Raw genomic sequence first — 21,676 nt, 5'->3', positions numbered from 1 at the left:
ATAAACAAATATAGGAGAGTGATGAAAATATGAGACACTTTAAAAATAAATTAATTCACTTTCTTGTTTTCGGAAGCATATATCTGAATATAGAAATTATAACAAGGGCCCTTGGAAATTCTTTAGTTGGTTTCAATGGTATATCTGAGCTGAGCTTATGCGGATGGACTTCTTTATGGATGTTTCCTATAGGAGGTTTTTGTGCAGTAATCATTGGCACTTTGAATGACTATCCAGGATATTACAATTTGAAAATGTGGCAGCAAACAATAATGGGCGGTTCATTAATTATAGCAGTAGAATTACTTTCAGGGATATTTCTCAATATTATTTTAGGTCTACATATATGGGATTATTCAAATAATAAATTTAACTTCATGGGACAGATCAATCTGCAAAATAGTATAGCTTGGTATATTTTAAGTATAGTGATTGTATGGCTAGATGATGAGTTATCATACTATATCTATAGAGATGAAAAACCAGACAGCTTGATAAATTATTTTAAAAAAGTAGTAACATTTCAGTAATATAAGTCAGGTTTCAAGGCTGAAAATTAACTTACACAAAGAACTATAAATATATCTCGAGCTGTAAGCCAATTTTCGGATGTAAAACTCTATAATATAGATGTGAGATTATTAAAAATCCCAGTACTTTTGTATTAAGTACTGGGATTTTTTCTGCTTAATTACTTTTACTTATTACAATAGGATGTACATTTTCTGCTGTAAGAGAATTTAACACCTCATTTGCAGGGTAATAATTATTCTTTCCTTTTGGCGAACCATCCAAGTAATTTGAGTTAATGTTAAATGGATCGTATATTTCAAAATAAGTTTTGCCATCTACTACTTTATAGCCTTTTATAATAACTGTATATGTATTTCCATCAACTGTATGGAAACGTCCAACTTTCGATTCTGAGTTGTTATTATAATTTATATATTGAGGATTTAGATTAGCAATAAGTATCTTTCCATCTTTAAGTTGTTTCTTTAATGAGTCCTCGTTTATTGCGTCACAAGAACTATAATTTATATTTGAATCTTTTAGAGAAGAAAGGATATTACTAATGCTCCAAGCTGATCCACTGTTTTCATATGTATCTCTTATATATGCTATGGACTTGTCAAGCAAAGGGTTTATCCACTTAATAGCCATAGCTACAGCAGCAGGACCAGAGTTTACATTTGAATATTTCCCAGTATCATTTTGACCAATATACCAATCATAATCTCTATCATTACTTACAGATTCTGTTTCTTTTTCTCCGAGGCCAAGTGAATTTACCTTCGATTTAATACTAAAAGGTAAAGTTGATGTATACTTTATTTTTATGCCATCAGCACTTTCAATATTGTCTCCGATAATTAGCTTATAGTTTTCTTCATAGTTATAACTAGTGCTCCATGGAATAATAGTTACTGAGTAATCCTCTATTAGAACTTTAGTAGAAACAAAATTGCCCTTACTATCTATAACTTTGAATTCATTTTTATTGCTTTCAGTATCTTTTATTTTTCTATTAAATTTGATTTTCCATTGTTTAAGCGTATCTATGCTTTTTCTCTGATCAAAGTTTTTATATTCTGGTACTTTAGATGGAGTCTTATCACCTGTGTTTGAATTTTGATTTTCTTTTGTTTGATCTTCTTTTGGTGGAGTGTTGTCATTTGATGTATTTTTATTAGGTGTATTTTTATCTAATACTATGAATTGTTTAGATACATATCCATAAGAAGAACCAAATTTGATTTTATACCAATCACCTGTAGTCTCCAATATCTCTACGCTTTCATCTAATTTTAAACTACCTACAATTTTTGCATTTGAGTTAGATTCACTTCTTACGTTCAAACCTTGTTTAGATGATACAACACCATGCAGCGGGTCAGCGGCTTTAGCTGTATAAGAAGTACCTAATATAGAACCAACGGTTATTGAAAGTGAAAGTACAATTGATATTATTCTTTTGCTTTTCATTAAAGTCATCTCCTCCTATTTGGAAAAGTTAATATTCTTTTCATTAATTTTCTATAAATATATATTAACACATCTATGGCAAAAAAATTATAAATAAATCTTTAATTTTATACAGAATGTACTATAATGAATTATGTAAAATTAACTTTTTTGTATATCAAAGGTAAGTGAGGTATCTGAACATGTACAATATAATGATAATTGAAGACGATAAGAAACTTAGCGCTCTTATAAAAAATCATCTTGAGCGATACGGTTATAATGCATACTTAGTAGAAGATTTTTCAAACATAAAAAGTGAATTTATAAAGAATAATCCAAAGCTTATCCTCATGGATGTCAACCTTCCTTTTTATGATGGATTTTACTGGTGCCGAGATATAAGAACAATATCTAATGTTCCTATTATTTTTATATCTGCAAGGGATTCAGATATGGACCAGGTTATGGCTATTGAAAATGGAGGGGATGATTATATAACAAAGCCTTTTTCTTATGACGTTCTACTGGCAAAGATCAAAGGAGTAATAAGAAGGGTCTATGGAAGTTATTCTGAAAGTAGTGATAATGAGCTATATGAAGTAAATGGGTTGCTTTTATATATAAATCAAAGTACAGTTGAGTATCATGGAAAAAAACTAGAACTCAGCAAAAAAGAGTTTCAGCTTTTATATTCTCTTCTTAAAAATGTAGATAAAATTGTTTCAAGAGAAACTTTACTTGAAGTATTGTGGAGCGATGTGGAATTTGTAGATGACAATACATTGTCTGTTAATATCACAAGGTTAAGAAAGAGAATGGAGGACTTAGGTATTGTAGATGCAATTGAAACAAAAAGAGGTCAGGGATATAGATTGGTAAATAATTGGAACGCTTAGGATGCATATCCTAAGTTTTGTGGGTAGGTGTCATATATGAAATTAAAAGACTTTTTTAAAGATAGAATTGGATACATGATAGTTTATTTTATGAGTACCTCAATTGTTATTTTGATAATGTATTTAACCTTAATTATTAATAATGGAGTATTTACTCTCAATAATATGCTATATGCATTTATAATTTCTATAGTATTACTTACATTATTTTTACTATATGATTTTTATAAAAATAAATCTTTCTATAATCAGCTAAATAACATTCGTTACCCAAAGGGGGATTTGGATAACATATTAAACATAAAGGATGCTGGAAATACAGAGCAACGAATATACAGAGAAATTCTTCTAAAAACATATAAGATATATGGCGATAAACTTAGTAAATATGAGGAAGAACGAAAACAGTACATATATTTTGTTAATCAGTGGGTACACCAAATGAAGACGCCTGTTTCTGTGATAAATTTAATACTTCAGGATCAAAAGAATGAGGAGTATAGAGAGGTTTTTGATAGCATAGCTGAGGAAAATGAGAGAATCTCGCAGGGTCTCGAAATGATGCTGTATAATGCAAGACTTAATGAGTTTAATCTGGATTTTAATGTGGAAAGCATAGATATATTATCTGTTGTAAGAAAAGTGATTAATCATAATAAAAAATCCTTAATACGTCAATTTATATTTCCTAAAATTATTGGTAATGAAGATGTGTTTGTAGAAACGGATAAAAAGTGGATTTTCTTTGTTATAAATCAAATATTTATTAATGCTTTAAAATATTCAAAGGATGTACGAAAAGAAAAAAAGTCTATAATTTTTGAAATAAAGCAAGAACAGTCTAAAACTATTTTATCAATTAAGGATGAAGGTATTGGGATACCTAAGGAGGATATAGGAAGAGTATTCAATGCTTTCTTTACAGGAAAAAATGGCAGAAAAACTGCTGAATCTACCGGTATGGGAATGTATTTATCCAAGAGAATATGCGAAGAACTTGGACATGATTTATTGGTTGAATCACAAGAAGGAGTTGGGGCTACATTTTCTATTGTTTTTCATAGAGGGAAAAATATATTTAAATTGTAATCTTTCAATATTGTAAGATTTATAATAGTATATGAAAGGGAAATCGATACATTGATTTCTCTATTTTTTTTATAATATACGTAAAGGTTATGCCAAGGCAGTTGAGTAACTATAAAAACAAGTTTACTTCATAATTGAAAAAATCGCTAATTATTAGCGTGTAATGGAAAGGAAGAATAAAGATGTCAGTATTGAAAGGTGAAAATATAACTAAAATATATGGAGATAACAAAGGTGGGTTAAAAGTAAAAGCCCTTGATAAATTTAGCATAAATATAGAAAAGGGAGAGTTTGTTGGGGTAATGGGACCTTCAGGAAGCGGAAAAAGTACTCTTTTAAATATTCTTGCTACTATAGATACACCATCCTCAGGAGAACTATTTATAAATGGCACAAATCCTGCCATGCTTGATGAAAAGAACGTTGCTTTATTTAGAAGAAGGGAGTTAGGATTTATATTTCAGGATTTTAATCTTTTAGATTCATTATCTATTAAGGAAAATATAATACTTCCTTTGGTACTGGATAAAGCAAAGGTAAGAGAAATAGAAAAAAGAGTTGAGGACATTGCTTCTCTTTTAAATATAAAAGATATTCTAAATAAAAGGCCTTATGAGACTTCAGGAGGACAACAGCAGAGAGCAGCTTGTGCTAGAGCATTGATTCATAATCCATCTATAATTCTTGCAGATGAACCTACAGGAAACTTAGATTCAAAGGCTTCTCAAGACGTAATGGATTCTTTAAATAACTTAAATGAAGAAAAGAAAGCTACAATTATGATGGTTACTCATGATCCTTTTGCAGCTAGCTTCTGTAAAAGAATTATAATGATTAAAGATGGAAAGTACTTTTTAGAACTTGTAAGAGGGGGAAGCAGACATACATTCTTCAAAGAAATCATTGATTCTCTTTCCATATTAGGAGGTAGATACAATGACCTTGCATAATATTGCATATAAAAATATTAAAGGTAATTTAAATAAATATGTGATGTACTATCTAAGCAATACCTTAGTAGTTATGGTGTTTTTCATATTTGCAAACTTTATATTTAATCCACAGGTTGGAAATGTAAAGACTATGGGAAGTATGGGAGTAATGGCTGCAAGGGTAATGTATCTTTGTGAAATTGTAATATTGATATTTACTGTAGTATTCACTACTTATTCAATATCAAACTTTTTAAAGTCAAGAGAAAAGGAATTTGGGCTGCTTTCAATGTTTGGACTTACAAAGAGTCAGATAAGAGGCTATGTTATGTTTGAAAATATAGTAGTTTTTGCGGCTTCAATATCCACAGGAGTGATATTTGGAGTACTGTTTTCTAAGTTGTTTTTTATGGCAATAGCTGCTATTTTGATGTTGAAGGCAGAGATACCTTTTTCAATATCTATTAAGGCACTTGGTATAACAATCATATGTTTTATTGTATTATTTCAACTAATCGGCTTTATAACTAGCTACAGAATTAAGAACAACAATATAATAGAATTATTAAAGGGAGCAAGAGTTGCAAAACCTGTACCTAAATTTTCTAGAGTTAAGGCAGCTTTATCTATATTACTTATTGCAGCAGGATATGTTATGGCTGTAGTATCAGGGGTTTCAATAATTATAACTATGTTTCCTATATTAATTTTAACAGTTTCAGGAACTTATCTACTATACTCTCAATTCAGCGTATATTTTACCAGTAAGCTTCAGAAAAATAAGAAAGTTTACTATAAAGGAATCAATATGATAACTTTGTCTCAAATTATATATAAATTAAAGGATAATGCAAAAATACTATTTATAGTATCAATACTTGGAAGTGTTACCTTAACTGCATCTTCTAGTGTGTATTCCTTTCAGAAAAGTATTCAGACTGGGCTTATGCTAAACTATCCTCAGGATATAAGCTTTATTGAGAGTGGATTAAATAATCATAATGTAATAATGCCAGAAAAGGTTGAAAGCACTTTGAAAAATCAGGGGCATGAAATAAGCTTTAAAAGTAAGATTATTTTGATTAAAGCTGAAAATGTTGATTCGCCTGCAAGTGGAAGGGCAAGATATGAAGCAATGGCTAATAAGAAAGACTTTTACATTATGTCTAATAATGATTATAACACATTAGCTCGAAAATTTAACAAACAGGAAATTAATCTTAAGCAGGGGGAAGCATTAGTGCATTCCTATAACTTTATGGGACCTAAGGGTAATAAATTATTTGTGAATAACCAATACTTAAATTTAAATGTTGAAGGTGAAAATATAAAGTATAAGCTTAAAGATGAAATTAGTGGAGGAATTATAAATGCTGATGAGAAAAGTACCAACACAGTTGTAATCAGTAATAATGATTATAAAAGACTTCAAAGTAAAATTTCTGATGAAAAGAAGTATGTTTATTATGGATACAATATAAAGGATTGGATGAGTTCAGCTGAGGCTGTATCTCAAATAAAGGCTATGGTTCCAAAGGCAAAAGAAAATATATTTAGAGAAAGAGTAATTGATTTCTCTTCAATGATGAAAGGTATGTCACTATTCTTTTTCATAGGAACTTTCATTTCCATATTGTTCTTTATTGCAACAGGAAGCATAATATACTTTAAAATGTTTAGTGAAATACAAAAGGATAGGCAGGAATTTATATCACTGAAAAAGATGGGAATGGCATCAGAAGAAGTAAAAAAAATTATAAGTATTCAATGTTTTATAATGTTCTTTTTGCCTTTTATAGTAGCATTCAGCCACACAACCTTTGCTATAAAAGCCTTGAGCAATTTGCTTGGTGGAAGCTTAAGCATTTATTTATTAACTATAGTTGGAATATATCTGCTGCTTCAAGCGATATATTATGCCTTTGCCAAGTCAATGTATACAAAACAGATTAACAATTGGGGATTATAAGTGCAAAATTTCTTGAAAAAAGACAAATTATTTGAAACAAAATCCCTGTAATATAATTAAGAACCCTGTTGGTTAACTATCAGGGTTCTTTTTAAATCTCAATTAGATATGAGAATACTAAAAAAGTTTCTATTTATGATTTTTAATATTTACTAAATTATTGGAATATCATTATGGCTATATTTCTGATCTAAAAAGGAAGATATAATACTACATAAAGCCAGAATGCCTTCTTTTAGTTGATGTTCATCTAAAAAGCAGAAACCAATACGTATATGGTTAAATTCAGGTTCGCTTGGGTAACATGTGGAACCAGGAAGAAAGGCAATATTACGGCTTTGGGCTTCAAAAAGAAGATTTTCTGCACTCATCCATGAAGGCAGTGTAATCCAAATATTTGGCCCTCCTTGTGGAACAGTCCATTTAACATCAATTGGCATATGCTCTGTAAGTAACTTCAAAGCTAAATTACGTCTTTTAATTAAAATGGAGTTTAAATTCTTCAAGTGTTTTTCCATAAAGTTAGATTGAAGAAAAGGTAACAATGCTTTTTGAGTTAGTAATGGACTTCCAAGATCAGAATTTGCTTTAGCGGCTACAAGTCTATTTAATATTGAGCCTGATGCGGATACTGTTCCAATTCTGCATCCCGGTGCTAAAAACTTACTAAATCCTTTAATATATATTACGCGTCCACTGGTATCTAAACTTTTAATCGATGGTAAAAAACTCTTTTCAAAGGTTATCTCACTCCAAGGGTCATCTTCAACTATTAAACAATTAAAGTCTCTTGCAATATTGAGTAATTCTCTTCTTCTTTGCATACTCATAACGGTTCCTGTTGGATTATGATAGCTTGGTATTGTATAAATTAATTTTGGAGAATAAGAATCACAAATTTTTAAAAGTAAGTCTATACGCATTCCTTCCTTATCTACAGGAACAGATAAAATAGTGGCTCCTTGCCAGCGAAAAACATCAATAGCAGCAGTATATGTTGGAGCTTCTATAATTACAACATCTCCTGCTCCAATAAATGTTCTGGCAACTAAATTGATTGCCTGTTGTGATCCATTAGTTATTACAATTTCTTCTGCAGACAGGGAAACATCTTTGGTTTTTAAATAGTTAGCTATGGAAGTTCGTAATTCCAAATCTCCTTGTATAGGTCCATATTCAAAGAGCAAAGATGGATTTTTCAAAACAAGTGAGGATAAATGCTTAGAAATATGCTGTTCAGGAAGCAGGGAGCTGTGAACGTGAGCAGCAGACATCTGAATTTGTGGTTTTGTATTTAAATTTATATTTTGTCTCCAAAATTGGGCCCTTGGAAGATGGTCAGTGATTGAAAGCTGCCAATCAAGGGAAGTTGAATCATTTTCAGGATTGTTATTATTAACTACATCTTCTGACTGAACATAAGTACCTTTTCCTTGGATGGTTACTATAAGATTATCTTTTTCCAGCATAGAATAAGCTTTAACAACTGTAACCAAGCTTACCTTTAATGTTTTAGAAAGGCTTCTAACAGAAGGTAATCTAGCACCTTTTTCTATTAAGCCTGAGACTATGCGGTCAGCAATAGATTGATAAATCTGCGCTGATAAAGGAATATTAGAGCTTCTATTTAAATCTATGTGCATTTTCATCTTCTCCTTGAGTGTTATAGTATGTTGTTGACTGTTATACACAATGTAAAGGTATAATATGATATAAATACTATATCATATCATAACAATAGAGTCGAATAAAATCTGTCTAATACAATTTGAAAGGAGAATAATTATGGACAAATATTTAAAAAGTGATTTAGACAATATAAACAATCTATTAGAGAAAGTAAAAAATAATTCATGTACATTTCTAAAAGATATTGATGAGATAGCAACTTTCCCAAGAGTCTCAAAGAATTATGATAATTCTCAATTAAATAAAGAGGGTTTAGGGGGAGAAAAAGCCTTAGAAGAATTCATGCAGAGGTTTTATAAAGGAATAGTTTCCAGTACAGGCCCCAAATACTTTGGTTTCGTAACAGGAGGATCGACTCCTGCGGCGTTAATGGGAGATTGGCTGGTAAGTGCCTTTGACCAAAATGCCACAGGTAGAGATAACTCCAGTGCTGCAAAGATTGAGATAGAAACTATTAATTTATTAAAACAGCTCTTTGGCTTACCACAAGAATATTCAGGAGCTTTCGTTACTGGTGCCACTATGGCTAACTTTGTGGGATTAGCAATTGGAAGACAGTGGGTGGCTAATGAATTGGGTTTTGATATAGCTCAAAATGGTATGTATAATCTTCCGCCAATAAAAATTATAAGTGCTGCACCCCATTCAAGCATTTTAAAATCCTTATCTATGCTGGGGATGGGAAGAGATAATATGCACTATATTCCATCTATTAATGGTAGAGAAGCAATAGACATTGAAGCATTAGAAAACTACTTAAAACAAAATAATGGAACACCTTGCATTGTTATAGCAAATGCAGGTACAGTAAATACTGTGGATTTTGATGATATAAAGCAAATAGGCGAGTTAAAGAAAAAATATAATTTCTTTCTTCATGTAGATGCAGCTTTTGGAGGTTTTGCTGCCTGCTCTCCAAAGTATAAAAAACTTATGGAAGGAATAGATGCAGCGGATTCTATTACAGTAGATGCACACAAATGGCTTAATGTTCCTTATGACAGTGCAATGCAGTTTACAAAACATACTAAACTTCAACTTCAAGTTTTCCAGAATAATGCTATATACTTAGGAGAACTTTCAGAAAATCCTGATTTTGTTCATTTAACGCCAGAAAACTCTAGAAGACTTAGAGCCCTTCCAGCATGGTTTACTTTGAAGGCTTATGGCAGAAATGGATATCAGGAGATAGTTGAAAGAAACTGTAGTTTAGCAGAGGTATTGAGTAAAAAGATTGAAGAATCTAAAAACTTTAAGTTATTGTCTGATACTAGACTAAATGTAGTTTGTTTTACTATTAATTTAGGTGATCATAGTGCTACATTAGAACAAATACAGCAGTTCCTAAAAATAGTTAACGAAGATGGCAGAGCATTCTTTACTCAAACTGTATATAAAGGAATACCTGGAATAAGAGCAGCTATAAGTAATTGGAGAACAGAAGAAAAGGATATAGAAATTGCATGGGAAGTATTAAATAAAGCTTACAAAATCCATTTGAAGTAATATTCTTACAATACTAATATATGGTATAATACCCCTATAAGCGTAAATTTAAAAAGAGGTGAGTTTATGATAAGAGATAAAATTGTTTTTATAAGTGGAGCTAGTAGTGGAATAGGTGAAGCTACAGCTAGAAGATTTGCAAAGGAAGGTGCTATACTTTTACTTTGTGCAAGAAACATGGAAAAACTGCATAGCTTAAAAGGTGAGTTAGAAAAAGAATATGGAGTAAAGGTCTATGTGTATGAATTAGATGTAAGAGATAAAAAAGCTATAGATGAAGTTTTTGAGAATATGCCAAAAGAATTAAGAAATATAGATATATTAGTAAATAACGCAGGACTTGCTCAAGGATTAGAAAAAGTTCAGGAAGGTGTTCCAGAAGAATTTGATGTTGTGATAGACACTAATATAAAAGGACTTTTATATTTGACTAGGAAGATAGTTCCTACTATGATAGGAAATCAGAAAGGTCACGTTATAAATATGGGCTCAGTAGCAGGGATACATGCATACCCAGGGGGAACTATTTACTGTGCTACTAAAGCTGCAGTTAAATTTATAAGTGATGGATTGAGGATGGACATAGTGCATACTCCTATAAGAGTAACTAATATACAACCTGGTATTGTAGAAACTAATTTTAGTGTAATTAGATTTCATGGAGATAAGGAAAGGGCTGCTAAGGTTTATGAAGGGATTAAGCCGTTAACTCCGGAAGATATTGCAGATATAGTGTTGTATACCGCTTCCGTACCAGATCATGTTCAAATATGTGAAGTAACAGTAACAGCAACCCATCAAGCAACTGGTGGAGTAGTTTATAAAAAATAAAACTTATTTTTTATTTATATGAGACCAAACACAGCGGAAGAAACAAAATAATAGCATAAAATTATATGAGTAAGTATTATTTAAAATCCCCTATTGTAGGTAGGTATACAATAGGGGATTTTGTTTTATCTAAAATTACATAATTACAATGTTTATAAAATAGATATTATATTAAGAGGGAATGCCTTAGTAAAGTAGCAGCAGTGTAAATTGAAGCTATGGACTTTGATTATCATCATGGTAAAATAACTATAGAACATTCAGATAAAATAAACATTAAATTTTTAAATTAAAATGTACGGAAAATATAAAAGGAGAGGTATAAATATGCCAGAGATAAAATATGAAATAACAAAAGCGATAGGTACTCTTTCAGAATCTTCAAAAGGATGGAAGAAAGAATTAAATCTTATAAGTTGGAATGATAAAGAACCTAAGTATGATATTAGAGACTGGGCCCCAGATCATGAAAAGATGGGTAAAGGAGTTACACTTACTAAGGAAGAACTTATAGAATTAAGAGACGTTTTAAATACAATAGATTTATAAATTTTAAAAACACTAGATATTTATGTCTGGTGTTTTTTTATTTATCGAATTTAGCATAAGTGCAATAATAATTATAAATTTACATAAAATACTGATGAAAATCTGAAATACATAAAGTGGAGGTGAGAAGTATTGAATTGTATAAATAAAAAAATAAGATTAAGAATTGCTGTAATATTCATGAGCATGATATGTGCAGTATATGTGAAATATAGCAGTACTGTTGCAACTTATACTACTCCTGTTAAAGGAGAAATAGATAAGATAATATTAATAGATCCAGGGCATGGAGGAATTGATGGTGGAGCGAAATCCAAAAGAGGTTGTCAGGAAAAACATATAAATTTAAGCATAAGTCTAAAATTAAGAGATAGACTTAAAAATATGGGATATGAAGTTGTAATGACAAGAGACAGCGATAAAGGACTTTATGGTCTCACAGGAAGTATAAGAAATAAAAAAAATGAAGATTTAAACAATAGATGCAAAATGAAAAGAGATTCAAATTGTGATGTTTTTATAAGCATTCATCAGAACTTTTTTGAGCAAAGTTATTATCATGGCGCTCAAGTATGGTATTCAAAAAATCAGGAGAGTGAAAAACTAGCACATATTATACAGGAAAATTTCAAAAATGACTTAGATAAGAAAAATAATCGTGTGGAGAAACCTGCTGGAAATGCTTATAAGGTTCTCAGGTGCCACAGTGATATACCTTCAGTGATTGTGGAGTGTGGCTTTTTAACTAATCCACAGGAAGAAGAAAAGTTAAGGAGCGAAGAATACCAAAATAAGATAGCAGATTCTTTGGCCAAATCAGTAAAAGAGTATTTTGATTCAGAAGGTCAAAAAGTCTTATCCTATTAGATTTTGAAATATATATAATAAAATCACTAGAAGCTAAATATCTAGTGATTTTGTTTTAAGCAGAGATGCAAAATCTTCAATTTTGATGTATAAAACAAATCGATGGATGATGTGAAAATATTCTGATTTAAGTGTTAATTTAAAATATAAAGACACAAAAGTGCAGAAAATAATGGTATAATTAAAATAGTTGAAAGGTACATTGCAGCTTTTCAATAATATAAGAAAATAAGGGGGATGTTTTATGTTTTCAGAAAAGATAGTAAATAACTTAAAAAATTCATCATGGATAAGATTAATGTTTGAAGAAGGTACAAGACTTGCAGAAAAGTATGGAGCGGAAAATGTCTATGATTACAGTATAGGGAATCCTTATGCAGAACCACCGGTAGAAGTTATAGAATCACTTAAAAAACATGTAACAAGCGGTGAAAAAGGAATACATAGGTATATGAGTAATGCAGGTTATACAGAAGTCAGAGCAAAAGTGGCTGAAAGTTTAGAGAAGGAAAGCAAAGTTGAGCTTTCAGCAAATAATATTATAATGACAGTTGGAGCAGCAGGAGGACTAAATGTTGTATTAAAATCACTTCTTAATCCTTTAGAAGAAGTAATTGTTTTCGCACCTTACTTTGTAGAATATAATTGTTATGTTGATAATTGTGGTGGACAAACAGTAGTAGTAGCTCCTAATAAATCAACTTTTGGGCCAGATTTAGACATTTTAGAAAAAAGCATTACATCGAAGACAAAAGCTATAATAATTAATAATCCAAACAACCCAACTGGAGTTGTATATAGTGAGAAGATTTTAAGAAGCATTGAAGAAATTTTGACGAGAAAAGAGAAAGAATATGGAAGTAATATATATATTATTTCAGATCAGCCTTATTGTGAGATAGTTTATGATAACGCTAAAGTTCCAAGTTTGCTTTCTATTTTTAAAAACACTATTATAGTAAATTCATTTAGTAAATCTTTAGGTCTTGCAGGAGAAAGAATAGGGTACATAGCTGTAAGTAGCAAAATAGAAAATGCAGATATTCTTGCAGATGCATTAGCCTACTGCAATCGTACTCTTGGTTTTGTTAATGCTCCAGGACTATTCCAAAAGGTTGTTGGAGATGCAATAAACGCTAAGGTAGATATTACTGGATATGAAAAAAGAAGAAACTTCTTATATGATAATCTAACAAGATTAGGATTTGAATGTGTAAAGCCACAAGGAGCTTTTTATCTTTTCCCAAAAGCATTGATAGATGATGATGTAGAATTTGTTAAAAGAGCTATGAAATATAATTTATTACTTGTTCCAGGAAGTGGCTTTGGATGTCCAGGACATTTTAGAATGTCTTATTGTGTAAAATTTGATATGATTGAAAGATCAATTCCTGCCTTCGAAAAATTAGTTCAGGAGTTTAAGTAAAAATAAATTAACATATAGGGTTAAAGACCGAAAGTTGACTTACACTACGGGATATGTTTCAAAGCTTCAGTACGTTAAAAACTTTTAGCCAGTCTAAAGCTCGAGTTTTAGACGACCTAAGACCCTTCGATAAACTCGCTATGCTCAAACACATCGAAGGGTGCTAAGGTTGTCTTAAAATTCTTCGTTAAGACTGGCACAAAGTTTTTAAATCTATCTTCAGCTTTGGAAACATATCCCTACGTGTAAGTTAACTTTCTGGTTAGTGTTCATATAAATTTAAGTTGATAATTTTCATAAAAGAAAAGAAGAAATAAATAGTTGAGAGTCATAGATAATTTTATTATGTAAATGTTATGTATCAGCTTTTAACTAAAAAAGAGTGGTACAACAAGACCAGGTGTGTCAGTATGTTAGATAGAAAGGATTCAAGAGGTTATTAGAGTATTACCTGTGTATGCTTAGCCTAAAGCAGTTGATAGTAATATTTAATAACTATAAAGATGATACAATAACATTCGTTGCTAGAGCGAGCGACAAAAGTAAAAAATGAATGTCGCGGGGTGGAGCAGCTGGTAGCTCGTCGGGCTCATAACCCGAAGGTCGTAGGTTCAAGTCCTGCCCCCGCAACCAAAAAGTATTTACAGCAAATTAGCTTGTATGATACTATAATGAAGCTGTCAAGAGCAGCTAGACTTAACAAAAAGAATTTAAAAAAGTTCTTGACAAAGTTAAGTAAGTATGAGAAACTGTATAAGCTGTCTTGAATGACAGATGATCCTTGAAAATTAAACAGAGGTTAAAAATCAAGATGATTTTTATTAAGTAAACTAAACCAGCAATTCTTTTGAACTACTTGTTAGTAGTCAAAAACAACAGTAATGAGCATTCAAACTTTTAAATTGAGAGTTTGATCCTGGCTCAGGACGAACGCTGGCGGCGTGCCTAACACATGCAAGTCGAGCGATGAAACCCTTCGGGGTGGATTAGCGGCGGACGGGTGAGTAACACGTGGGTAACCTGCCTCAAAGAGGGGGATAGCCTCCCGAAAGGGAGATTAATACCGCATAACATTAGTTTTTCGCATGGAGAACTAATTAAAGGAGCAATCCGCTTTGAGATGGACCCGCGGCGCATTAGCTAGTTGGTGAGGTAAAGGCTCACCAAGGCGACGATGCGTAGCCGACCTGAGAGGGTGATCGGCCACATTGGAACTGAGACACGGTCCAGACTCCTACGGGAGGCAGCAGTGGGGAATATTGCACAATGGGCGAAAGCCTGATGCAGCAACGCCGCGTGAGTGATGAAGGCCTTCGGGTTGTAAAGCTCTGTCTTTTGGGACGATAATGACGGTACCAAAGGAGGAAGCCACGGCTAACTACGTGCCAGCAGCCGCGGTAATACGTAGGTGGCGAGCGTTGTCCGGATTTACTGGGCGTAAAGGATGCGTAGGCGGATTTTTAAGTGAGATGTGAAATACCCGGGCTTAACTTGGGTGCTGCATTTCAAACTGGAAGTCTAGAGTGCGGGAGAGGAGAGTGGAATTCCTAGTGTAGCGGTGAAATGCGTAGAGATTAGGAAGAACACCAGTGGCGAAGGCGACTCTCTGGACCGTAACTGACGCTGAGGCATGAAAGCGTGGGTAGCAAACAGGATTAGATACCCTGGTAGTCCACGCCGTAAACGATGAGTACTAGGTGTAGGAGGTATCGACCCCTTCTGTGCCGCAGTTAACACAATAAGTACTCCGCCTGGGAAGTACGATCGCAAGATTAAAACTCAAAGGAATTGACGGGGGCCCGCACAAGCAGCGGAGCATGTGGTTTAATTCGAAGCAACGCGAAGAACCTTACCTAGACTTGACATCTCCTGAATTACTCGTAATGGAGGAAGCCCTTCGGGGCAGGAAGACAGGTGGTGCATGGTTGTCGTCAGCTCGTGTCGTGAGATGTTAGGTTAAGTCCTGCAACGAGCGCAACCCTTATCATTAGTTGCTACCATTAAGTTGAGCACTCTAGTGAGACTGCCCGGGTTAACCGGGAGGAAGGTGGGGATGACGTCAAATCATCATGCCCCTTATGTCTAGGGCTACACACGTGCTACAATGGGTAATACAAAGAGAAGCAATACAGTGATGTGGAGCAAAACTATAAAATTACCCTCAGTTCGGATTGTAGGCTGAAACTCGCCTACATGAAGCTGGAGTTGCTAGTAATCGCGAATCAGCATGTCGCGGTGAATACGTTCCCGGGCCTTGTACACACCGCCCGTCACACCATGAGAGCTGGCAACACCCGAAGTCCGTAGTCTAACCGTAAGGAAGACGCGGCCGAAGGTGGGGTTAGTGATTGGGGTGAAGTCGTAACAAGGTAGCCGTAGGAGAACCTGCGGCTGGATCACCTCCTTTCTAAGGAGTCGACAAAGTAGGTAATTCTACTTTGAAGGTTTGTTTACACTCTGTTTAATTTTGAAGGATTAGAAGGCTAAATGGCTTTGAACGGATAATTTAGGCAAATATATAAATAATGTTGTTTTATGGAATTTATGTGTGATTTATGCTAGTAAGTAGCTTAAGTCACACTTTTTATTTCTCTTAAAACTCCATCTGAAACATAGAGTTCGTTATACGACTATAGTATAAAAATTTAATATTTTTATTTAATGAGAAAACCCTTATCAAAGTAAATTCTTTTGATAAGGGTTTTCTAAAAATGTATCGATACATTTTGGATAAATGTAAATTTAATATATTATAGTTTCAGAGGAAGCAAATAATTTTACAAAAACATTATTAGGGGGTATTTAAATGGAAAAATATGAATTGAACAAAAATCTTGCTCAGATGCTTAGAGGTGGAGTAATAATGGATGTTGTAAATCCAAAGGAGGCTGAAATAGCTCAAAAAGCTGGAGCTTGCGCTGTTATGGCTTTAGAAAGAGTTCCATCTGATATAAGAAAACAAGGTGGAGTAGCAAGAATGTCCGATCCAAAAATGATTAAGGAAATCCAAGCAGCGGTTTCAATACCAGTTATGGCTAAGGTTAGAATAGGACATTTTGTAGAAGCTCAAATACTAGAGAGTTTAGGAATAGATTATATTGATGAAAGTGAAGTTTTAACACCTGCTGACGAAGCTTTCCATATTAATAAATGGGATTTTAAAGTGCCGTTTGTCTGTGGAGCTAAAAATCTTGGAGAAGCTCTTAGAAGAATAGGTGAAGGTGCTTCAATGATAAGAACCAAGGGTGAAGCAGGTACTGGTAATGTTGTTGAAGCTGTTCGTCATATGAGAACCATGATGGATGATATTAGAAAAGTAAGAAATGCATCAGAACAAGAGCTAATGACTATTGCTAAAGAAATGTGTGCGCCTTATGATCTTGTAAAATATGTTTGGAAAGAAGGAAAATTACCTGTAGTTAATTTTGCTGCCGGTGGTGTAGCAACTCCAGCAGATGCAGCACTTATGATGCAGCTTGGTTCAGAAGGTGTTTTTGTAGGTTCAGGAATATTTAAATCCTCAGATCCAGAAAAAAGAGCAAAGGCTATAGTGCTTGCCACAACCTATTATAATGATCCTAAAGTTTTGGCAGAAGTATCAGAGGATTTAGGAGAACCAATGAGTGGATTAGACTTAAGGGATCTAAGTAACAGATACGCTGAAAGGGGCTGGTAGGATGAAGATAGGAGTCCTATCCATCCAAGGCGGAGTTAGAGAACATATTAATCATGTAAAGGCTCTGGGATCTGATGCTGTTGAAATAAAAAAGTTGGAAGACTTAGAGGGAATTGACGGATTAATCCTTCCTGGAGGAGAAAGTACTGCAATAGGCAAGATTTTAAGAGAGAGAAATTTACTTAATCCTCTTAGAGAAAAAATAATATCAGGGTTACCAGTTTGGGGAACTTGCGCAGGAATGATATTATTGGCAAAAGAAATTGATAGTGAAGATAATACTCATCTTTCAGTTATGGATATAAAAGTGAAAAGAAATGCCTATGGCAGTCAAATAAATAGTTTTGAAACAGAAGCTGTTATTGATAAAGTTACCAAAGAGACTATACCGCTTATTTTTATTAGAGCACCTTATATTGTAGATGTAGGGAATAATGTTGAGATATTACATAAGTTAAATGGAAATATTGTAGCGGCAATACAAAATAATATGTTAGTAACGTCATTTCATCCAGAATTAACTAAGGACCTTAAATTTCACAAATATTTTTTAGAACTGTGCAATAAGTCAAATATAAGTTGTACAAATATTTCTTAGAAAAAGAATAGAAGAGCAGGAAAGATAAGAGTCTTTCCTGCTATTTTACTTATAATGCCAAAGAAGATATAGCTTTTATCAATCCATATGCAATAAAGCATTGATTCCTGTTTGTGTAAAGTACTATAATTAAAGTGATTATAGTATAAATTACCATGACTGAACAATGATAAAAATTATTGGTACTTAATTATTATAACTGGAGAAGGTGATAATTATGATTGATGTCTTGAAAGCTGAAAATCAGTGGATGAGATTTGTAGAGCATAATGAGATGCCCAAGGATATAAGGCAAGATATTTTAAATTCTTGGATTAGATGTAAAAAATATGAGGTTAATCCAAGTGACGGAAAAGGCAAGGAGTTATCTAGAAGTGAATTTAATAAAATATTAGACGAACATAAGGAACTTATTGAAATAGCAATACCTGTTATGCTTGATATATTTAATCTTTTGAAGGAGTCAAATTACTCTATTATTCTAACGGATGAGAATGCGGTAGTTCTTGAAGTCATTGGAAATGAAAAAATAATGGACAAGAATACAAAGTTACATTTTTTGAAAGGATGTAAATGGACAGAAGAAAATGTAGGTACAAATGCCATTGGTACATGCCTTCATCTAAACAAACCAATTCAAACTTTAGGCGCAGAGCACTATTGTAAAAATCAACATGGATGGACATGTTCTGCTGCACCAATACATAATGATAAAGGAAAGATTATAGGAATTATTGATTTATCTGGTCACTTTTATGATTTTCATTCACATACTCTTGGAATAGTTGTTGAAGCTGCAAATGCTATACAGAAGCAGTTCTCAATAATCGAGCATAGGAAGTGGGCAGAAACAGCTTTTAATTCTATTGATGATGGAATTTTAGTTATAGATAATGATTTTACGGTAAGAGATTTTAATTTAAAGATGTGTGAACTATTAAAGATACCTCAGCAAGAGTTCTATAAAATTGATATCAAAGCTTTGTTAAGAGACATAATTAAAGATATAAATAACTTTAGTCAAAGTAATAAAATTAATTATAGAGAGGTTAGCTTGTATTTAGATAATCGTATAGTAGAATGTAATATAAGTGTTACACTAGTACAAAAGGAGGAAAAACATATAGGTTTTGTAATTCTTGCTAAAAAAGTTGATAGTTTGCGACATGTGGTTAACAAGATAGCAGGTTTTTCTTCAAAATATTCCTTTGATAACATAATAACCAATAATGCTAAAATGATATCTGTTGTTCAAGAAGCTAAAAGCATTGCAGCTAATGATTGTACTGTATTAATTAACGGAGAAAGCGGAACTGGTAAGGAATTGTTCGCACACTCTATTCATAATGCAAGTAATAGACGTAATGGACCATTTGTAGCAATAAATTGTGCTGCATTACCAAAGGATTTAGTGGAAAGTGAGCTCTTTGGATATGAAAAAGGATCATTTACTGGGGCTTCTAAAGAAGGCTGTCCTGGAAAGTTCGAACTAGCAAATACAGGAACAATTTTTTTGGATGAAATCGGGGAGCTGCCACTAGAAATTCAATCTAAGCTTCTTAGAGTTTTAGATAACCACACTATAACAAGGATTGGCGGAAAGTACGAAAGAAAATTAGATGTAAGAGTTATAGCTGCAACAAATAGAAATTTATATAATGAAATTCAAGCAAATAATTTTAGAGGGGATCTGTACTATAGAATAAATGTATTTAATATAAAATTGATTCCGCTTAGAGAACGGCCAGAAGATGTTGAACTTTGTGCAGAATTTTTTTTGCAGAGACTAAATGATAAAAATTCTGAGACAAAGAAGTCGTTTGATAAAGAGTTTATTAATTCCATTAAAAAACACAATTGGCCAGGAAACGTTAGAGAATTAGAAAATGTTATTCAAAGGGCATACTATCTATCGAAAAGCGACATTATATCTCATTTATTTATACCTGAATATATTAATGAAAATAACAAAGAAGTCATAGATTTTTCTAATAATAATGAATTTAAACCTGACAAGCTAGAAGAAATAGAAAAAAGTTTAATTGTTAAAGCATTAGAATATTGTGATGGAAATGTTGTTAAGGCAAGTAAACTAATCGGTATAGGAAAGTCTACACTTTACAGAAAAATAAAAAAGTATGAATTAAGTACAGTGCCAAAGTGGGAAAAATAACTGAAAATTCCCACTTTGGCACTTTCCTTTTTCCCAAAATGAACCTTAAGTAAAAGCATTATTTATCAACATAAGAATTTTCAGTAAATTAAGTATTGGCATATCTTTTGCTAATTAATAATAGTAGAAGAAAAGGGGGTGTGTTTTATTAGGAGGTTTGTAATAGAATTCGGATTAGGAGCTGATTTTCACGGACAGAGTGTCAACAGAGCAGCAGAAAAAGCTGTTACAGATGCTGTATCAAGAAGCTGCCTTTGCGGCCTAAAAGAAATTTTAGAGCTGAAGGATATGGAAAATGAAGTTATTGTAAAGGTTACCGTAGCGGTTTCAGATCCAGAAAAAATCGATGTAGAAAAAATTAAAAGGTGTTTGCCAATAGGAAAAAAGAATGTAGTAGCGGTTAAAGGGGGGCTAAAAACCTCAGGGCTGTATTATCCAGCCTTTGGAGACGTTGATGACAGCATAGAAGTTGCAATAGCTTGTATTGAAGTAGGTATTGAAAAAAATTGAGTGGGGGGAATAACATTGAATATATCAAATAGTAAAGTAATTGATATGTACAAAACTATGTTAAAAATAAGAAAATTTGAGGAAGTTGCTATGAATGCTTCCGCAGAAGGAAGAATTCCTGGATTTATTCATCTTTATATAGGAGAAGAAGCAGTGGCAACAGGTGTTTGTGCTAGTTTAAATGATAACGATTATATAACAAGTACTCATAGAGGTCATGGTCACATAGTAGCAAAGGGTGGAAACTTAAAATATATGATGGCGGAGCTTTTTGGAAAAGCAACAGGATATTGTAAAGGAAGAGGTGGCTCAATGCATATCGCAGATGCCACAAAAGGTATTCTAGGAGCAAATGGTATAGTAGGTGCTGGTCATGATCTAGCCTTAGGAGCAGGTTTAAGTGCACAGTACAGAGGAACTGATCAAGTCTGTATATGTTTCTTTGGAGATGCATCAACAAATCAAGGTACATTTCATGAAGCGTTGAACATGGCAAGCGTGTGGAAACTACCAATTGTATTTGTATGTGAAAATAATGGATATGGGATATCTACAAGTCAGAAGAGACATCAGGCAATTAAGGATGTAGCAGATAGAGGAGTGGCCTATAATGTTCCTGGGGTTGTAGTGGATGGGAATGATGTTTTTGCAGTTTATGAAGCAGCAGCTGAGGCTATAAAAAGAGCCAGAGAAGGTAAGGGGCCAACAATAGTAGAATGCAAAACTTATAGACAAAGAGGGCACTTTGAAGGAGATCCTTGCACATATAAACCAAAGGAAGAACAGGAAGAATGGGTAAAAAAAGATCCTATACCAAGGTTTGAAAAATATATACTTGAGAATGGGATTTTAAACGAAGAAGGAATCAAGGAAGTACAAACTGATATTGATAGCCAAATTAAAGAAGCTGTAGAATTTGCAGATAACAGTCCTCAGCCGGAATTAGAAGTAGCACTTGAAGATGTCTATAGTGACATAAAAGAGGAGGTAAGATAAT

Annotated in this window: 17 protein-coding genes, 1 tRNA gene and 1 rRNA gene; 17 read left to right on the top strand and 2 right to left on the bottom strand. The window is 32.9% G+C overall.

All coding sequences use genetic code 11. The features are described 5' to 3' along the window. Positions 1 to 29: 29 nt before the first annotated feature. Positions 30 to 530 carry a putative ABC transporter permease gene (locus ACZ5N4_RS17085; RefSeq protein ID WP_464203706.1) on the top strand — a complete coding sequence of 167 codons (501 nt, stop codon included), beginning with the start codon at positions 30 to 32 and terminating at the stop codon, positions 528 to 530. A gap of 157 nt (positions 531 to 687) precedes the next feature. On the opposite strand, the gene ACZ5N4_RS17080 is transcribed toward ACZ5N4_RS17085, so the two are convergent. After that, the gene (locus ACZ5N4_RS17080) at positions 688 to 1,986 is read right to left on the bottom strand and encodes an SH3 domain-containing protein (protein ID WP_464203705.1); all 1,299 of its coding nucleotides are present in this window, start codon (positions 1,984 to 1,986) and stop codon (positions 688 to 690) included. 182 nt (positions 1,987 to 2,168) lie between these two features. Here ACZ5N4_RS17080 and ACZ5N4_RS17075 point away from each other — a divergent pair, with 182 nt between their 5' ends. The 4 genes from ACZ5N4_RS17075 to ACZ5N4_RS17060 all read left to right on the top strand — a co-directional run bounded on the left by ACZ5N4_RS17075 (position 2,169) and on the right by ACZ5N4_RS17060 (position 6,854). Next, on the top strand, positions 2,169 to 2,864 hold the full coding sequence (locus ACZ5N4_RS17075) for a winged helix-turn-helix domain-containing protein (RefSeq protein WP_464203704.1): 696 nt from the start codon (positions 2,169 to 2,171) through the stop codon (positions 2,862 to 2,864). Positions 2,865 to 2,900: 36 nt separating this feature from the next. Beyond that, entirely contained in the window at positions 2,901 to 3,953 is a 1,053-nt protein-coding gene (locus tag ACZ5N4_RS17070) for a sensor histidine kinase (RefSeq protein WP_464203703.1), read from the top strand. A gap of 182 nt (positions 3,954 to 4,135) precedes the next feature. Continuing rightward, positions 4,136 to 4,903, top strand: a complete 768-nt coding sequence (locus ACZ5N4_RS17065) for an ABC transporter ATP-binding protein (protein ID WP_464203702.1) — start codon at positions 4,136 to 4,138, stop codon at positions 4,901 to 4,903. Beyond that, positions 4,890 to 6,854, top strand: coding sequence for an FtsX-like permease family protein (locus tag ACZ5N4_RS17060; RefSeq protein WP_464203701.1), 1,965 nt, complete (start codon positions 4,890 to 4,892; stop codon positions 6,852 to 6,854). The genes ACZ5N4_RS17065 and ACZ5N4_RS17060 overlap by 14 nt, the downstream gene beginning before the upstream one ends. Before the next feature lie 152 nt (positions 6,855 to 7,006). Here ACZ5N4_RS17060 and pdxR read toward each other — a convergent pair whose 3' ends face one another. Further along, positions 7,007 to 8,497, bottom strand: coding sequence for a MocR-like pyridoxine biosynthesis transcription factor PdxR (gene pdxR, locus ACZ5N4_RS17055; protein WP_464203700.1), 1,491 nt, complete (start codon positions 8,495 to 8,497; stop codon positions 7,007 to 7,009). Between the two features lie 142 nt (positions 8,498 to 8,639). Between pdxR and ACZ5N4_RS17050 the strand changes: the two genes are divergently transcribed. The 12 genes from ACZ5N4_RS17050 (at position 8,640) to pdhA (ending at position 21,675) form a co-directional block, all read left to right on the top strand. Then, the gene (locus ACZ5N4_RS17050) at positions 8,640 to 10,049 is read left to right on the top strand and encodes a pyridoxal phosphate-dependent decarboxylase family protein (RefSeq protein ID WP_464203699.1); all 1,410 of its coding nucleotides are present in this window, start codon (positions 8,640 to 8,642) and stop codon (positions 10,047 to 10,049) included. 66 nt (positions 10,050 to 10,115) lie between these two features. Then, entirely contained in the window at positions 10,116 to 10,880 is a 765-nt protein-coding gene (locus ACZ5N4_RS17045) for an SDR family NAD(P)-dependent oxidoreductase (protein ID WP_464203698.1), read from the top strand. A 327-nt stretch (positions 10,881 to 11,207) separates the two neighbouring features. Further along, positions 11,208 to 11,429, top strand: coding sequence for a YdbC family protein (locus ACZ5N4_RS17040; RefSeq protein WP_464203697.1), 222 nt, complete (start codon positions 11,208 to 11,210; stop codon positions 11,427 to 11,429). Positions 11,430 to 11,561: 132 nt separating this feature from the next. Next, a complete protein-coding gene (gene cwlD / locus ACZ5N4_RS17035; protein WP_464203696.1) occupies positions 11,562 to 12,296 on the top strand; it encodes an N-acetylmuramoyl-L-alanine amidase CwlD in 735 nt (244 codons plus the stop codon). A gap of 244 nt (positions 12,297 to 12,540) precedes the next feature. Next, the gene (locus tag ACZ5N4_RS17030) at positions 12,541 to 13,722 is read left to right on the top strand and encodes a pyridoxal phosphate-dependent aminotransferase (protein ID WP_464203695.1); all 1,182 of its coding nucleotides are present in this window, start codon (positions 12,541 to 12,543) and stop codon (positions 13,720 to 13,722) included. A 557-nt stretch (positions 13,723 to 14,279) separates the two neighbouring features. Continuing rightward, a tRNA-Met gene (locus ACZ5N4_RS17025) sits at positions 14,280 to 14,355 on the top strand. A gap of 265 nt (positions 14,356 to 14,620) precedes the next feature. Further along, positions 14,621 to 16,129, top strand: a 16S ribosomal RNA gene (locus tag ACZ5N4_RS17020). 399 nt (positions 16,130 to 16,528) lie between these two features. Continuing rightward, positions 16,529 to 17,398 carry a pyridoxal 5'-phosphate synthase lyase subunit PdxS gene (gene pdxS / locus ACZ5N4_RS17015; protein ID WP_464203694.1) on the top strand — a complete coding sequence of 290 codons (870 nt, stop codon included), beginning with the start codon at positions 16,529 to 16,531 and terminating at the stop codon, positions 17,396 to 17,398. A 1-nt stretch (position 17,399) separates the two neighbouring features. Continuing rightward, positions 17,400 to 17,996: a pyridoxal 5'-phosphate synthase glutaminase subunit PdxT gene (pdxT, locus tag ACZ5N4_RS17010; protein WP_464203693.1), complete on the top strand. Its 597-nt coding sequence runs from the start codon at positions 17,400 to 17,402 to the stop codon at positions 17,994 to 17,996. A gap of 217 nt (positions 17,997 to 18,213) precedes the next feature. Then, entirely contained in the window at positions 18,214 to 20,169 is a 1,956-nt protein-coding gene (locus ACZ5N4_RS17005) for a sigma-54-dependent Fis family transcriptional regulator (RefSeq protein WP_464203692.1), read from the top strand. Positions 20,170 to 20,307: 138 nt separating this feature from the next. Further along, complete coding sequence (locus tag ACZ5N4_RS17000; protein ID WP_308038813.1) at positions 20,308 to 20,679, top strand: Lin0512 family protein; 372 nt, start codon at positions 20,308 to 20,310, stop codon at positions 20,677 to 20,679. 15 nt (positions 20,680 to 20,694) lie between these two features. Next, entirely contained in the window at positions 20,695 to 21,675 is a 981-nt protein-coding gene (gene pdhA / locus ACZ5N4_RS16995; protein WP_464203691.1) for a pyruvate dehydrogenase (acetyl-transferring) E1 component subunit alpha, read from the top strand. The last annotated feature ends 1 nt before the right edge of the window (position 21,676 follow it).

This window comes from Clostridium nitrophenolicum, assembly GCF_055391695.1.
This window is presented reverse-complemented; position numbering and strand designations above follow the sequence as displayed.

Bases quoted from the DNA above. Each gene is read 5' to 3' on its own strand.
- ACZ5N4_RS17030 (WP_464203695.1), top strand. From the start codon at position 12,541: ATGTTTTCAGAAAAGATAGTAAATAACTTAAAAAATTCATCATGGATA.
- ACZ5N4_RS17045 (WP_464203698.1), top strand. From the start codon at position 10,116: ATGATAAGAGATAAAATTGTTTTTATAAGTGGAGCTAGTAGTGGAATA.
- pdxR (WP_464203700.1), bottom strand. From the start codon at position 8,497: ATGCACATAGATTTAAATAGAAGCTCTAATATTCCTTTATCAGCGCAG.
- ACZ5N4_RS17050 (WP_464203699.1), top strand. From the start codon at position 8,640: ATGGACAAATATTTAAAAAGTGATTTAGACAATATAAACAATCTATTA.
- ACZ5N4_RS17065 (WP_464203702.1), top strand. From the start codon at position 4,136: ATGTCAGTATTGAAAGGTGAAAATATAACTAAAATATATGGAGATAAC.
- ACZ5N4_RS17075 (WP_464203704.1), top strand. From the start codon at position 2,169: ATGTACAATATAATGATAATTGAAGACGATAAGAAACTTAGCGCTCTT.
- ACZ5N4_RS17005 (WP_464203692.1), top strand. From the start codon at position 18,214: ATGATTGATGTCTTGAAAGCTGAAAATCAGTGGATGAGATTTGTAGAG.
- ACZ5N4_RS17080 (WP_464203705.1), bottom strand. From the start codon at position 1,986: ATGAAAAGCAAAAGAATAATATCAATTGTACTTTCACTTTCAATAACC.
- ACZ5N4_RS17040 (WP_464203697.1), top strand. From the start codon at position 11,208: ATGCCAGAGATAAAATATGAAATAACAAAAGCGATAGGTACTCTTTCA.
- ACZ5N4_RS17085 (WP_464203706.1), top strand. From the start codon at position 30: ATGAGACACTTTAAAAATAAATTAATTCACTTTCTTGTTTTCGGAAGC.
- ACZ5N4_RS17060 (WP_464203701.1), top strand. From the start codon at position 4,890: ATGACCTTGCATAATATTGCATATAAAAATATTAAAGGTAATTTAAAT.
- ACZ5N4_RS17070 (WP_464203703.1), top strand. From the start codon at position 2,901: ATGAAATTAAAAGACTTTTTTAAAGATAGAATTGGATACATGATAGTT.
- pdxT (WP_464203693.1), top strand. From the start codon at position 17,400: ATGAAGATAGGAGTCCTATCCATCCAAGGCGGAGTTAGAGAACATATT.
- pdxS (WP_464203694.1), top strand. From the start codon at position 16,529: ATGGAAAAATATGAATTGAACAAAAATCTTGCTCAGATGCTTAGAGGT.